The sequence below is a fragment of the Bacillus zhangzhouensis genome (genome assembly GCF_000715205.1).
Classification (GTDB): Bacteria; Bacillota; Bacilli; order Bacillales; family Bacillaceae; genus Bacillus; species Bacillus zhangzhouensis.
The window spans coordinates 113,317-126,190 of record NZ_JOTP01000005.1; the positions used below are offsets into that span (position 1 = coordinate 113,317).

The window sequence follows — 12,874 nt, forward strand, 5'->3', positions numbered from 1 at the left end:
TGACAAAATGATTTCAGTAAACGATTTTCGTACAGGCCTGACAATTGAAGTGGACGGCGGTATTTGGCGTGTCGTGGATTTCCAACACGTAAAACCAGGGAAAGGCGCAGCGTTTGTTCGTTCTAAACTGCGTAACCTTCGTACTGGTGCTATTCAAGAAAAAACATTCCGTGCAGGTGAAAAAGTAGCGAAAGCTCAAATTGAAACAAAAACAATGCAATACTTGTATGCAACTGGTGACCAGCATGTATTCATGGATACAAGTTCATACGAGCAGCTTGAACTAAGTGAAACACAAATTAAAGATGAGCTGAAATACTTGCTTGAAAATATGTCAGTTCAAATCGTGATGTACGGTGCTGAAACACTTGGAGTTGAACTTCCAAACACGGTAGAACTAGAAGTAGTAGAAACAGAGCCTGGTATTAAAGGTGACACAACATCAGGCGGATCAAAACCTGCGAAAACTGAAACTGGTTTAATCGTCAACGTTCCTTTCTTTGTGAACCAAGGAGATAAACTAGTGATTAATACATCTGATGGTTCATACGTTTCAAGAGCGTAATGAACGAAGAAAGACTGTAAACCTCGTGTTTACAGTCTTTTTTTATTGAAAAAATATGACTCTCGATAAGAACGCCTTCACTCTATTCTCTCATCTATCTCTCCTACGTCTGAAAAACAAGACTACTTCCGGCTAGTCAAGCATATAGTGTAAAAAAAGCTGGAGGTTCTACATGAAACAATTTCTTTTCCCAGGCATACACCCATCAGTGGCTGCGATGGCAGGCATGAGGTTCTTATCTGCAACCATTGAACTAACAGCAGCCATCCTCATTTTGATCACAAATGATGTACGCAAAGCGGTTGTGATCAATAGTATATTGGCGATCATCGGGCCGCTCATTTTTATTATCACCATGACGATTGGAATCTATCAAATGGCAGGGCAGTTATCCTATGCAAAGCTCGTGTTTATTTTCATTGGTGTCGTGTTTATTCTTGTTGGGATCTATAAGTGAAACGGCTTGGCATAATTAACGACTCGCATCATACATTTTAGAGAAGAAAAAAAGGAGGGGAATTCGTTGCGGAGTTTGTTGGATATTCTCCCGCACTCGATTGGACAAGAACTCAGGCTTCTAAATGAGACAGAATGGGCGCAAATAGAAGAAATCCGCATTCGCACGGATCGTCCGATTGAATTGATGCAAGCCGGAAAACCGCGCTTTCTTTCCTATCACACAACAGGAGAAGATGCGTCTCAGCTATTAGGCAGGTTAAGCAATTACAGCATGTACACACTTGAGGAAGAATTAAAACAAGGCTATATCACCATATCTGGCGGACACAGGGTCGGTCTTGCAGGAAAGGTGATCGTTGAAAATGGATTCGTCAAAGGACTAAGAGATATATCTTCATTTAATATTCGCATCGCAAAAGAAAAAATCGGGATTGCACTTCCCTTTCTTCCTTATTTATATGAACAAAATTGGTGCAATACACTTATTATCGGTCCTCCGCAAACAGGGAAAACAACATTGCTGCGTGACGTAGCGCGTCTTGCTAGTACAGGCACAAAAACAATTTCTCCTAGAAAAACAGGAATTATTGATGAACGCTCTGAAATTGCCGGGTGTATAAGAGGGGTGCCACAGCATCATTTTGGGCACCGGATTGATGTGCTTGATGCGTGTCCTAAGGCTGAGGGCTTAATGATGATGATTCGGTCCATGAGTCCAGAGGTCATCATTGTAGATGAAATAGGAAAAAGTGAGGATGTACAGGCGCTTTTAGAAGCGATTCATGCCGGAGTCACCATTATCGTCTCAGCTCATGGAAATTCACTTGAAGATCTATATAAACGGCCATCATTTAAGCCGTTATGGCAGCTTCGTGTGTTTGAACGATATGTGGAATTAAATAGAAAAAATGGTCCCGGCACGATCGGACGGATGTATGACCAAGATGGACAAGAGATGAAGTGGAGGCGGGGAGTGGACGTATGTTAAAGCTCATTGGTGCTATTTTCATTGTCGCGGCCACGACATGGGGAGGGTTCGAGTTTGCCAAACGATACAGCGATCGACCTAAGCAAATTAGGCAGCTCCGGTTTGCTCTCCAGTCTCTTGAAGCTGAAATCATGTATGGTCAAACACCTCTAGCGCGGGCTGCAGAGCAAATTGCGTCGCAAGTAGGCCCCCCAGTGAATCGGTTATTTGAACAATTTGCAGAAAAGCTCAAAATCGGGACTTTTTCTGCACGACATGCATGGCATGAAAGTCTGGAGGATGTTTGGAAAAAGACCGTTTTGAAAAAAGGCGAATACGAGGCGCTTAAGCACTTTGGAGAAACACTTGGTCAGCATGATGTCACTGCTCAGCAAAAACATATCAAGCTAGCTTTAGGCCATTTGGAATCAGAGGAGAAGGAAGCTGAAATCGCCCAAGCGAAAAATGAAAAAATGGTCAGAAGCCTCGGATTTTTAAGCGGATTACTACTGATTCTTTTATTGATGTGAGAGGAAGGGAGTCGAGAGCATGGGCGTTGATGTGAACGTCATTTTTCAAATTGCGGGAGTAGGCATTGTCGTGGCCTTTCTCCATACGATTTTAGATCAAATGGGGAAAAAGGAGTACGCTCAGTGGGTGACGCTACTTGGGTTTATCTACATTTTGTTCATGGTGGCAACCATTGTAGATGATTTGTTTAAAAAGATTAAAGCCGTATTTCTATTTCAAGGATAGGGGAGGGCTTACAAATCGAAATCATACAAATTGTTGGACTTGGTTTAATCGCTACTTTCTTAGCATTAATCGTCAAAGAACAAAAGCCAACCTTTGCCTTTATGCTTGTTGTGTTTACAGGGTGTGTGATTTTTCTTTATTTAATTGATCAAATTTATGCCATTATCTCGATGATTGAAAAAATTGCGGCAAGTGCCGGCGTCAACATGAAGTATGTTGAAACCATTTTAAAGATTATTGGCATTGCCTATATTGCGGAATTCGGCGCCCAGCTCACGAAGGATGCTGGACAAGGCGCCATTGCATCGAAAATAGAGCTTGGCGGTAAGATCCTCATCTTGGTCATGGCAGTCCCGATTTTAACAGTCATCATTGAGACCATCTTAGGCATGATCCCGTCTATGACTTAATTGAAAAGAGGTGATGACTATGAAACGGGTGACAGCTGTTATAGGACTTATACTTTTCTTTTGGCTGATCGCTCCGCATGCAGGTGCAGAAGAAAATGTGCATTTATCAAGTGAAGAACCAGTAGCAGAAGAAGTAGCGAATGGACAGGCTGATGCATTAGAGCTTCATTCCATCAGTGACTTTTGGGAATCCATATTGGACGAATATGGCGGCTTTCTGCCAGAAAGCCAAAAAGGCACAGTGAAGGAAATGATTGATGGCGACAAAGAACTGTCTCCACAAACGTGGCTGAAGGCATTTGTTCATTATCTTTTTCATGAGGTCATTGCAAACGGAAAGCTCCTTGGAACACTGATTTTACTCACCATCTTTTGTTCGCTTTTGCAGCTTTTGCAAAATGCTTTTGAGCAAAGCACCGTCAGTAAAGTCGCATACGCCCTCGTTTATATGGTACTCATCATTATTGCACTAAACAGCTTTCATGTAGCGATTTCCTATGCAACAGAAGCCATTCAAACGATGACCAGTTTTATTCTTGCTCTTATTCCTCTTTTATTAGCACTCATTGCTTCATCAGGCGGGCTTGTCTCGGCCGGATTCTTTCATCCTGTTATTTTGTTTTTGATGAACACAAGCGGCGTTTTTATTCAGTATGTCGTTCTTCCGCTTATCTTTTTATCAGCGATATTGAGCATCGTCAGTACGCTGACCGAACAATACAAGGTCACCCAGCTTGCCCAGCTGTTAAGAAATGTAGCGATTGGCGGACTAGCCGTTTTTTTAACCGTTTTTCTCGGCGTCATTTCTGTGCAAGGTGCATCTGCTGCCATCAGTGATGGAATCGCACTTCGTACAGCCAAATTTATCACCGGAAATTTCATCCCTGTGCTTGGCAGGATGTTTACAGATGCGACGGATACAGTCATCAGCGCCTCTGTTTTGCTTAAAAATACGGTCGGGCTTGTAGGAGTCGCCATTTTGATTTCCATTGCAGCCTTTCCGGCGATTAAGGTTCTGTCGCTTGCCCTTATATATAAGCTTGCCGCTGCCATTCTTCAGCCTCTAGGGGGCGGACCGATTATTAGCTGTCTTGATGTCATTTCAAAAAGTGTTCTTTATATATTTGCTGCACTAGCTGTTGTGTCGCTCATGTTCTTTTTAAGCATTACCGTCATCATTACTGCTGGTAATCTGACCATGATGATGAAGTAAGGAGGGGACACCTATTGAGTTTTCTTACAGAATGGATCACAAGTATTATTCTCTTTATCTTATTTGCGATTGTGATTGATCTTTTGCTGCCCAATTCAAGCATGCAAAAGTATGCCAAGATGGTCGTCAGCTTACTGTTAATCGTCGTCATGCTCAATCCTATTTTTGCCTTATTTCGAGCAGATCCTGACCAAATTTTCTCAGAATTAATGAAAGGGAAGGAAGAAGCACAGTCAGAAGAAATAAAAAATCAGATGAATTTAGAAAAAAAAGAAATACAAGCCTCACAGCGTGCATATATTTTAAAGCAAATGGCTGTCCAACTAGAAAAAAGCGCAAAGGAGCCACTGGAGAAGGAGAGCTATGAAATGAAACACGTAGAAGTGTTGGCAGATGAGGAGCACCTTGATCAGAATATGGAGGCAGATCAATTTCGCATCAAAGCAGTCCTTTCCCCGCTCGCAGGTGATGCTGTAGAAACGGTGGCAAAGGTAGACATTGATCTCACCAGGCAAAAGGAGGAAAGCGCTGAATCGTCATCAAAAGAGGCCGCAAGGATAAAAAAGACGCTTGCTGACATATGGAATACGAGTCCTGAACACATTGCACTGAACATTGAGGGAGGTGACGCAGCAGATGATGAATAACAAGGACTGGAAACAAAAGCTGAAATCATTGTTCCAACCACCTGAAAAATGTGAAGGGAAACCCAAATTAACAAAACACCATTACTTGCTACTTGTATTCATTATCGGCGTGTCTTTCATGTTAGTCAGTCAGATCCTGTCACCCTCATCAAACAAACAACAGGCTGCTGTTCCTGCTTCTAAAAAAACAACCTCTGAAGAGCAGGAGGTATTCAAACCGGCATCCTCGGGTAAACCAAAGGACTCGATTGAGGATGTTGAGCAAGAATACGAAAATCAGTTGAAAGAAATTTTAGAGACGATCATTGGTGTTGAGGATGTATCCATTGTAGTGAATGTAGACGCGACTTCTTTAAAAGTGTTTGAAAAAAACAAATCCAATAAAAGCACAACGACCGAGGAAACAGATAAAGAAGGCGGCGTGCGAAGTGTCACGGATCAAACAAAGGAAGAAGAGATCGTCATTATCAAAAACGGCAATGAAGAAACACCTGTTGTTGTCCAAACGAAAAAACCAGAAATTCGGGGTGTTCTCGTTGTTGCTCAAGGAGTAGACAACGTTCAAATAAAGAAAACCATCATTGAAGCTGTTACACGAGTGCTTGATGTACCGAGCCATAGAGTAGCTGTTGCCCCTAAAAAAATCAAGGAGGATTCGGAATGATGCTAAAAAAACAAACGGTTTGGCTATTAACGATGCTAAGTTTAGTTGTCGTATTGAGTGTGTACTATATCATGTCGCCACAAGGTGAGAATGCAGTGACAGTAGAAGATATGAAATCAAAAGGAACTGAAGAGAAAAAGACCGAAACAGAAAAAGGCTCAGGTGACAAGTCCACTGACAAAGAAACAAACGCCAAACAAGAGGATGTTGAAGCAAGTGGTGAAGAAGGTAAGGTTGTTTCAGAGCAAACAGATGATGAGCTTTTTACAACATACAGACTAGAGCTTGAAGATAAACGAAGCAAGCAGCGTGAAGAATTCAACGAAATCGTGTCAAGTGACGATGCAACAGCACAAGAAAAAAGTGAAGCCTATGATCAAATGACAGCACTTAGTGAAGCAGAAGGAACAGAGCGTCAGCTTGAGACATTGATTAAGACGAAAGGATACAAAGATGCTCTAGTGAGTGCTGAAGGAGATAAAGTCAGCATCACCGTTCGTTCTGATAAAAAATCAAAGTCCCAAGCGGCAGATATTATTGATATGGTCACAAAAGAAATCAGAGGGCTTGATAACATAGCTGTCACGTTTGAGCCATCCAATCAATAAAAAAATGAACAAACGTCCTTTGCCGAAAAGGGCGTTTTTTGATGCGGTTTGACGCCCTTTTCAAGGTGCCTTCGCAAGGTGTCTGATCACAATAGTAGTTGAATTCAACGAAATCCTCCTGTAAGATGGTTATAGTATGTACTTTTAGTACTAGCCTATAAAAAAAGATAAATCCATACATAGGGGTGCAAATCCATGTTAAAAATCGAAGAAATTCATGAACTGATTAAATTAATTGACGAATCTACAATTGATGAATTTACGTACGAAAACGAAGGTGCAAAAATCAAACTGAAGAAAAATAAAGAAGTCGTTCAGCAAGTTGCGGTACAAGCACCAGTGGCTCCTGTCCAAGCAGCTCCAGCTCAACAAGCTCCTAAAGCACAAGCTCCAGCTCAGACCGAAGCCCCTGCACAAGAGGCAACTGCGTCTGAAAATCTGCATAAAATCACATCCCCAATGGTTGGCACATTTTATGCTTCATCCTCACCAGAAGCAGACCCATACGTGACAACAGGTTCTAAGGTGAAGGAAAACTCAGTTGTATGTATCGTTGAAGCGATGAAACTGTTTAATGAAATTGAAGCAGAAGTAAAAGGCGAAATCGTCGAAGTATTAGCTGAAAACGGTCAGCTCGTAGAATTCGGACAACCCCTCTTTCTAGTGAAAGCAGAGTAAGGAGTACGATCATGATTAAAAAGCTATTAATTGCAAACAGAGGAGAAATCGCAGTTAGAATCATCCGCGCTTGTAAAGAGCTAGGAATTGAAACAGTTGCGGTATTTTCTGAAGCGGATCGCGATGCGCTGCATGTTCAAATGGCTGATGAAGCATATTGCATCGGACCGACTGCTTCTAAAGATAGTTATTTAAATGTCACAAACATTGTCAGTGTAGCAAAACTAACAGGTACAGATGCCATCCATCCAGGATACGGCTTCCTTGCTGAAAATGCAGACTTCGCCGAGCTTTGCGAGGAATGTAATGTCATCTTTGTTGGACCAACTGCGTCAGCGATTTCCAAAATGGGAACGAAAGATGTCGCAAGAGAAACAATGAAGCACGCAGGAGTTCCGATTGTCCCAGGTTCTCAAGGGATTGTAAAAGATCTTGATGATGCCGTTTCAACAGCAGCAAGTATCGGGTATCCTGTTATTATTAAAGCAACTGCAGGCGGCGGTGGTAAAGGTATCCGCGTAGCTCGTACAGAAGAAGAGCTCATTAATGGTGTCAAAATCACGCAGCAAGAAGCCGCACAAAACTTTGGTAACCCTGGCGTCTATTTGGAGAAGTTCATCGAAGACTTTAGACACGTGGAAATTCAAGTGCTTGCAGATCAGCATGGGAATACCATTCACCTAGGTGAGCGTGACTGTTCGATTCAAAGAAGAATGCAAAAGCTTCTTGAAGAAACACCATCACCAGCACTTAATGCAGACATACGTGAGCAAATGGGTGAAGCAGCCGTGAAAGCAGCAGAAGCGGTTGAATACACAGGCGCTGGAACGGTTGAGTTCATTTATGATTATAATGAAGAGAAGTTCTACTTCATGGAAATGAATACTCGCATTCAAGTAGAGCACCCTGTAACGGAAATGGTCACAGGTGTTGATTTGATCAAAGAACAAATCATGGTAGCATCAGGTGAGAAGCTTTCTCTTACCCAGGAGGATGTCGTATATGCAGGCTGGGCGATTGAATGCCGTATTAATGCAGAGAACCCAGAGAAAAACTTCATGCCTTCAGCTGGTGAAATTAAAATGTATCTTCCGCCAGGCGGTCTTGGTGTACGTGTTGACTCTGCCGCTTATCCGGGCTATGTGATTCCGCCATATTACGATAGCATGATTGCAAAAGTAATTACGTATGGTAAGACGAGAGAAGAAGCGATTGCGAAAATGAAACGTGCGCTTCAAGAATTCGTCATTGAAGGAGTCTACACAACGATTCCGTTCCATCTTAGATTGCTCGAGCATGAAACATTTGTGAGTGGTAATTTTAATACGAAGTTTTTAGAAACGTATCAAATCATGAAATAATAACAGCTTTCGGAGGTGAATGATCGTGTCAGAAAACAATTTGCTTGAAATGAACCTTGATGAAGATCAATTGGGAAAAGTGCAAATTGCGCCAGAAGTGATTGAAGTCATTGCGGGGATCGCCGCTTCAGAGGTCGAAGGAATTGCCGAAATGCGTGGGAATTTCGCTGCTGATGTAGCAGAACGCTTTGGTAAGAAAAATCACCGTAAAGGTGTAAAAGTAGATGTCTCTGATGAAGGCATCACAATTGATGTATATTGTGTGGTTGAATTTGGCCTATCCATTCCAAAGGTATCCACTGCTGTTCAAGAAAATATCCGTCAAACCCTTTTGAACATGACTGCCTTAACGATTAATGAAATCAACATTCATGTCGTTGGCATTCAATTTGATACAAAAGCACCTGAGGCTGAAGTAGATCAAGAAGTGTAAAAAAGGGTTCAATTGAAACCAAGGAGGCATCGCCTCTTTGGTTTTTTAAAGCCCATTTTTGGGTAAGTTCCGAATATTGATTACGTCACATGTTGATTTATTCGTTTTTCGCTACAGCCCGCATGGATCTTGGTGCGACCACGGTCAAAATATGTTATGATCTCTGTATGGCTTAACGACAAGCGGATAAAGTGGTTAAAGGAGTAAATAATGAAAAGAAGAACTGCAAGAGAAAAGGCGCTACAAACATTATTTCAAATTGATGTCAGCAATATTGATCCGAAAGAGGCCATTACACATGCGCTGGATGAACAAGAATCAGATCCTTTTTTCGAGGAGCTGGTTTTCGGTGTGCTTGAACAAAAGGACAAGCTCGATGAAATGATTTCACAGCATCTTGTGAATTGGAAACTCGATCGTATTGCGAACGTAGACAGAGCCATTTTAAGGCTATCTGTGTACGAGATGGTGTATCAAGATGACATCCCGGTTAGTGTTTCAATGAATGAAGCCATTGAACTGGCCAAATTATTCGGTGATGATAAAGCACCGAAATTTGTAAATGGTGTACTTTCAAGCATTAAAAACGACCTAAAGCAGCAATAGGAGGATTCGACATGACAGCAACAATCATCGATGGAAAAGAAACAGCAAAAGAAAAGCGTGAACAATTAGCAAAAGAAGTAGAAGAGCTAAAACAAAAAGGAGTCACACCTGGTCTTGCCGTTATTCTAATCGGTGATGATCCGGCGTCACTTTCTTACGTACGCGGGAAGAAAAAAGCAGCAGAAGCAATGGGCATGCATTTTCAACTTGATCATTTAGATGCTTCTTTAACAGAAGAGGAATTGCTTCAGCTGATTGATCAGTACAATACGAATGATCAATTCCACGGGATTCTTGTTCAGCTTCCACTGCCAAAACACATTTCTGAAAAAGCCGTCATTGAACGTATTTCACCAGAGAAAGATGTAGATGGTTTTCATCCGTTAAATATCGGGAAAATGCTACTAGGAGAAGATACATTCCTTCCTTGTACACCAGCAGGTATTGTTGAATTGCTGAACAAAACAGGAGTCAATCTTTCTGGTAAAGAAGTGGTTGTTGTTGGACGAAGCAATATTGTCGGCAAACCAGTTGGACAATTGCTGTTAAACGAACATGCAACCGTCACATACTGTCATTCAAGAACAGCGAATATTTCAGAACATACGTTAAAAGCGGACATTTTAGTTGTTGCCGTCGGTCGAGCAAACTTTATTAAAGCTGACCAAATTAAAGAAGGCGCTATTGTCATCGATGTAGGAGTCAATCGTTTAGATACTGGAAAGCTTGTAGGCGATGTTGATTTTGAAGAGGCAAAAGAAAAAGCTTCTTATATCACACCAGTCCCTGGCGGAGTCGGTCCAATGACGATTACGATGCTTGCACATAATACGGTTAAATCAGCAAAACGTACATTAGCATAAGCTTTATCCATTCATCCACCTGCATGCTGCTGGTGGATGAATGTGCGTTTTTGAAGAGGAGGAATACGTCATGAGTGAAAAAGCCTTTGTGACGGTCACAGCCCTTACAAAATACATAAAAAGAAAATTTGATGTGGACCCGCACTTAGAAGATATTTGGATCAAAGGTGAGTTATCCAATGTGAAGATTCATTCAAGAGGTCATGTTTACTTCACCTTGAAAGATGAAAACGCACGCATGCAAGCTGTCATGTTCCAGCGCTCCGCTTCCAAGCTGCCTTTTTCACCAAAGAGCGGGATGAAAGTGTTTGTACGCGGCGGGATTCAAGTATATGAACCAAGCGGCAACTATCAATTATATGCAAAGGAAATGCAGCCTGATGGTGTTGGTGCTCTTCATCTCGCTTATGAAGAGCTGAAGAAAAAGCTAGCAAGTGAAGGCTTATTTGATGCGCGTTATAAAAAACCAATTCCTGAATATCCAGAAGTCGTTGGTGTGATTACATCCCCAACAGGAGCGGCTGTTCGAGATGTCATTACAACCATCAACAGGCGCTATCAGCAGGCCAAAATCATCGTGCTTCCGGCGTTAGTCCAAGGTGAAAATGCCACCCGTTCAATCGTTGAACGGATCAAAGAAGCAAATGAAAAGCAAATCTGCGATGTCTTGATTGTCGGAAGAGGAGGAGGTTCGATTGAAGAACTTTGGGCCTTTAATGAAGAGGCAGTCGCAAGAGCGATCTTCGCATCAGACATTCCAATCATTTCTGCAGTTGGGCACGAAACGGACTTTACGATCAGTGATTTTACTGCAGACATGAGAGCACCCACACCAACAGGAGCAGCCGAGCTAGCTGTTCCAAGCACAGCCGATTTAATGGAACGAATCAAATCGATCGACATTCGGTTAACACGAGCCGTGAAGAATCGAACTTCCCAAGCGAAGGACCGTCTTGTGGCGCTTCAATCCTCTTATGCCTTCCGTTTTCCAAAGCGATTACAAGAGCAAAAAGAGCAGCAATTCGATATGGTATTTGATCGTTTTCAAAAACAGCTGACGAGGCAAATTGAACAAAAACGCAGTCAGCTTGACCGCCAGACATACAGATTAAAGCCGCTTCATCCAAAAGAGCAGCTGCTTCAGGCGAAAAAACGTCACGCCAATGAAACAGATCAACTCATCCGCAGTATGAATGTGCAAATGAAATCAATTCATTCGCAGTTCCAATCTGTTCTTGGTAAACTAAATGCATTAAATCCGCTTCAAGTGATGGAAAGAGGCTACAGTTTAGCCTATAAAGAAGATGAACTGATTAAAAGTGTGAACCAAGTAAATACGAAGGATCAGCTGACCATTACAATGAAGGATGGGCGTCTTATTTGTGAGGTTATTGAGAAGGAGGGACAATCATCATGACAGAATCAAATAAACAAAAAGAAGAACAAATGACATTTGAAGAGGCCATGAAAGGTCTTGAAGAGATTGTTGGGAAGCTCGAAGAGGGAGATGTACCGCTTGAGCAAGCCATCCATTATTTCCAAGAAGGTATGACACTTTCAAAGCTTTGTCATGAAAAGTTACAGCATGTTGAAAAGCAAATGGATTTCATTTTAAAAGAGGATGGTGAACTGGCTCCTTTTTCAGTGAAGGAGGCAGATGCTGGTGACAAGTAATTTAAATGATTTTTTGACAACACGAAAACAGGCAATCGAAGATTATTTATTTACATATGTTCAGGAATTGCATATCCCAGAAGACTTGAAATCCTCTATGCTTTATTCTTTAGAAGCAGGCGGAAAAAGGCTTCGCCCTGTTCTCGTTCTTGCTCTTTTAAATGCCTATGGAAAAAGTGAAAAAGACGGCATACCTGTTGGCTGTGCAGTGGAAATGATTCATACGTATTCATTGATTCATGACGACCTTCCATGCATGGATGATGACGATCTTCGCAGAGGAAAGCCGACCAACCATAAAGTATATGGAGAAGCAACAGCGGTTCTTGCAGGCGACGCGCTTTTAACCGAAAGCTTCCGCCTGATTACATCGCAACTATCTGACAATGTATCCGCTGATCAAAAGCTCAGAATCATAGATGAACTTGTAAAATCAGCAGGTGCGCTTGGAATGGTTGGCGGTCAATTTGATGATATGGAAGCAGAGCAAAAACAACAAATACCTCTTGCTGAATTAGAATCCATTCACGCCCGGAAAACAGGAAAGCTTCTGACCTTCAGCGTAGCAGCAGGTGCGATGCTGGCAGGTGCATCTGATGACGATATCGAAAACTTGAGAGAATTCAGCTATCATATCGGTATTGCTTTTCAAATCCGTGATGATATTTTAGATCTCGAAGGAAGCGAAGAAAAGATAGGAAAACGGGTCGGCTCCGATACAGCAAATGAAAAGTCGACATATCCTTCTTTATTAACTCTTTCAGGCGCAAAAGAAAAACTAAATGAACACATCACACGTGCAAAAAAAATTGTCTCAAATCTGGAGTTAGAGCAGCAATTATTGCATGATTTATGTGATCTGATTGCCTCAAGAGATCATTAAAAACAGCCTAGATTTGAGGGTCCTCGAGCAATTGTGGTAAACTGTAAACAGTTTATTATGATGAGACAACGCTTATTCCTCAATTGG

General features: G+C 41.9%; 18 protein-coding genes. All 18 read left to right on the forward strand.

From position 1 onward, the window contains the following. Positions 1-7: 7 nt before the first annotated feature. The 18 genes from efp to BA70_RS06475 all read left to right on the forward strand — a co-directional run bounded on the left by efp (position 8) and on the right by BA70_RS06475 (position 12,787). Positions 8-565 carry an elongation factor P gene (gene efp, locus BA70_RS06390; RefSeq protein ID WP_034319665.1) on the forward strand — a complete coding sequence of 186 codons (558 nt, stop codon included), beginning with the start codon at positions 8-10 and terminating at the stop codon, positions 563-565. Positions 566-737: 172 nt separating this feature from the next. After that, positions 738-1,022, forward strand: a complete 285-nt coding sequence (locus BA70_RS06395; RefSeq protein ID WP_034319668.1) for a YqhV family protein — start codon at positions 738-740, stop codon at positions 1,020-1,022. A gap of 66 nt (positions 1,023-1,088) precedes the next feature. After that, entirely contained in the window at positions 1,089-2,012 is a 924-nt protein-coding gene (gene spoIIIAA / locus BA70_RS06400; RefSeq protein WP_034319671.1) for a stage III sporulation protein AA, read from the forward strand. Then, positions 2,006-2,521, forward strand: a complete 516-nt coding sequence (gene spoIIIAB, locus BA70_RS06405; protein ID WP_034319674.1) for a stage III sporulation protein SpoIIIAB — start codon at positions 2,006-2,008, stop codon at positions 2,519-2,521. The genes spoIIIAA and spoIIIAB overlap by 7 nt, the downstream gene beginning before the upstream one ends. Positions 2,522-2,540: 19 nt before the next feature. After that, complete coding sequence (gene spoIIIAC, locus BA70_RS06410) at positions 2,541-2,747, forward strand: stage III sporulation protein AC (protein WP_003153142.1); 207 nt, start codon at positions 2,541-2,543, stop codon at positions 2,745-2,747. Then, a complete protein-coding gene (gene spoIIIAD, locus BA70_RS06415; RefSeq protein ID WP_087978339.1) occupies positions 2,744-3,157 on the forward strand; it encodes a stage III sporulation protein AD in 414 nt (137 codons plus the stop codon). Before spoIIIAC ends, spoIIIAD begins: the two co-directional genes overlap by 4 nt. Before the next feature lie 19 nt (positions 3,158-3,176). Beyond that, positions 3,177-4,370 carry a stage III sporulation protein AE gene (spoIIIAE, locus tag BA70_RS06420; RefSeq protein ID WP_034319677.1) on the forward strand — a complete coding sequence of 398 codons (1,194 nt, stop codon included), beginning with the start codon at positions 3,177-3,179 and terminating at the stop codon, positions 4,368-4,370. A 14-nt stretch (positions 4,371-4,384) separates the two neighbouring features. Further along, the gene (gene spoIIIAF, locus BA70_RS06425) at positions 4,385-5,017 is read left to right on the forward strand and encodes a stage III sporulation protein AF (protein ID WP_034319680.1); all 633 of its coding nucleotides are present in this window, start codon (positions 4,385-4,387) and stop codon (positions 5,015-5,017) included. Continuing rightward, positions 5,010-5,681, forward strand: a complete 672-nt coding sequence (gene spoIIIAG / locus BA70_RS06430; protein WP_034319981.1) for a stage III sporulation protein AG — start codon at positions 5,010-5,012, stop codon at positions 5,679-5,681. Before spoIIIAF ends, spoIIIAG begins: the two co-directional genes overlap by 8 nt. After that, the gene (locus BA70_RS06435) at positions 5,681-6,289 is read left to right on the forward strand and encodes a SpoIIIAH-like family protein (protein ID WP_167331425.1); all 609 of its coding nucleotides are present in this window, start codon (positions 5,681-5,683) and stop codon (positions 6,287-6,289) included. The genes spoIIIAG and BA70_RS06435 overlap by 1 nt, the downstream gene beginning before the upstream one ends. Before the next feature lie 195 nt (positions 6,290-6,484). Next, positions 6,485-6,967 carry an acetyl-CoA carboxylase biotin carboxyl carrier protein gene (accB, locus tag BA70_RS06440; RefSeq protein WP_034319686.1) on the forward strand — a complete coding sequence of 161 codons (483 nt, stop codon included), beginning with the start codon at positions 6,485-6,487 and terminating at the stop codon, positions 6,965-6,967. Positions 6,968-6,978: 11 nt separating this feature from the next. Further along, entirely contained in the window at positions 6,979-8,328 is a 1,350-nt protein-coding gene (gene accC / locus BA70_RS06445) for an acetyl-CoA carboxylase biotin carboxylase subunit (protein WP_034319689.1), read from the forward strand. 25 nt (positions 8,329-8,353) lie between these two features. Next, positions 8,354-8,761, forward strand: a complete 408-nt coding sequence (locus BA70_RS06450; RefSeq protein WP_034319693.1) for an Asp23/Gls24 family envelope stress response protein — start codon at positions 8,354-8,356, stop codon at positions 8,759-8,761. Positions 8,762-8,971: 210 nt separating this feature from the next. After that, a complete protein-coding gene (nusB, locus tag BA70_RS06455; RefSeq protein ID WP_034319695.1) occupies positions 8,972-9,367 on the forward strand; it encodes a transcription antitermination factor NusB in 396 nt (131 codons plus the stop codon). 11 nt (positions 9,368-9,378) lie between these two features. Beyond that, positions 9,379-10,230, forward strand: coding sequence for a bifunctional methylenetetrahydrofolate dehydrogenase/methenyltetrahydrofolate cyclohydrolase FolD (folD, locus tag BA70_RS06460; RefSeq protein ID WP_034319697.1), 852 nt, complete (start codon positions 9,379-9,381; stop codon positions 10,228-10,230). Between the two features lie 70 nt (positions 10,231-10,300). Further along, on the forward strand, positions 10,301-11,647 hold the full coding sequence (xseA, locus tag BA70_RS06465; protein ID WP_034319698.1) for an exodeoxyribonuclease VII large subunit: 1,347 nt from the start codon (positions 10,301-10,303) through the stop codon (positions 11,645-11,647). Further along, a complete protein-coding gene (locus BA70_RS06470; RefSeq protein ID WP_003215880.1) occupies positions 11,644-11,904 on the forward strand; it encodes an exodeoxyribonuclease VII small subunit in 261 nt (86 codons plus the stop codon). The genes xseA and BA70_RS06470 overlap by 4 nt, the downstream gene beginning before the upstream one ends. After that, positions 11,888-12,787: a polyprenyl synthetase family protein gene (locus BA70_RS06475; protein ID WP_373465686.1), complete on the forward strand. Its 900-nt coding sequence runs from the start codon at positions 11,888-11,890 to the stop codon at positions 12,785-12,787. Before BA70_RS06470 ends, BA70_RS06475 begins: the two co-directional genes overlap by 17 nt. The last annotated feature ends 87 nt before the right edge of the window (positions 12,788-12,874 follow it).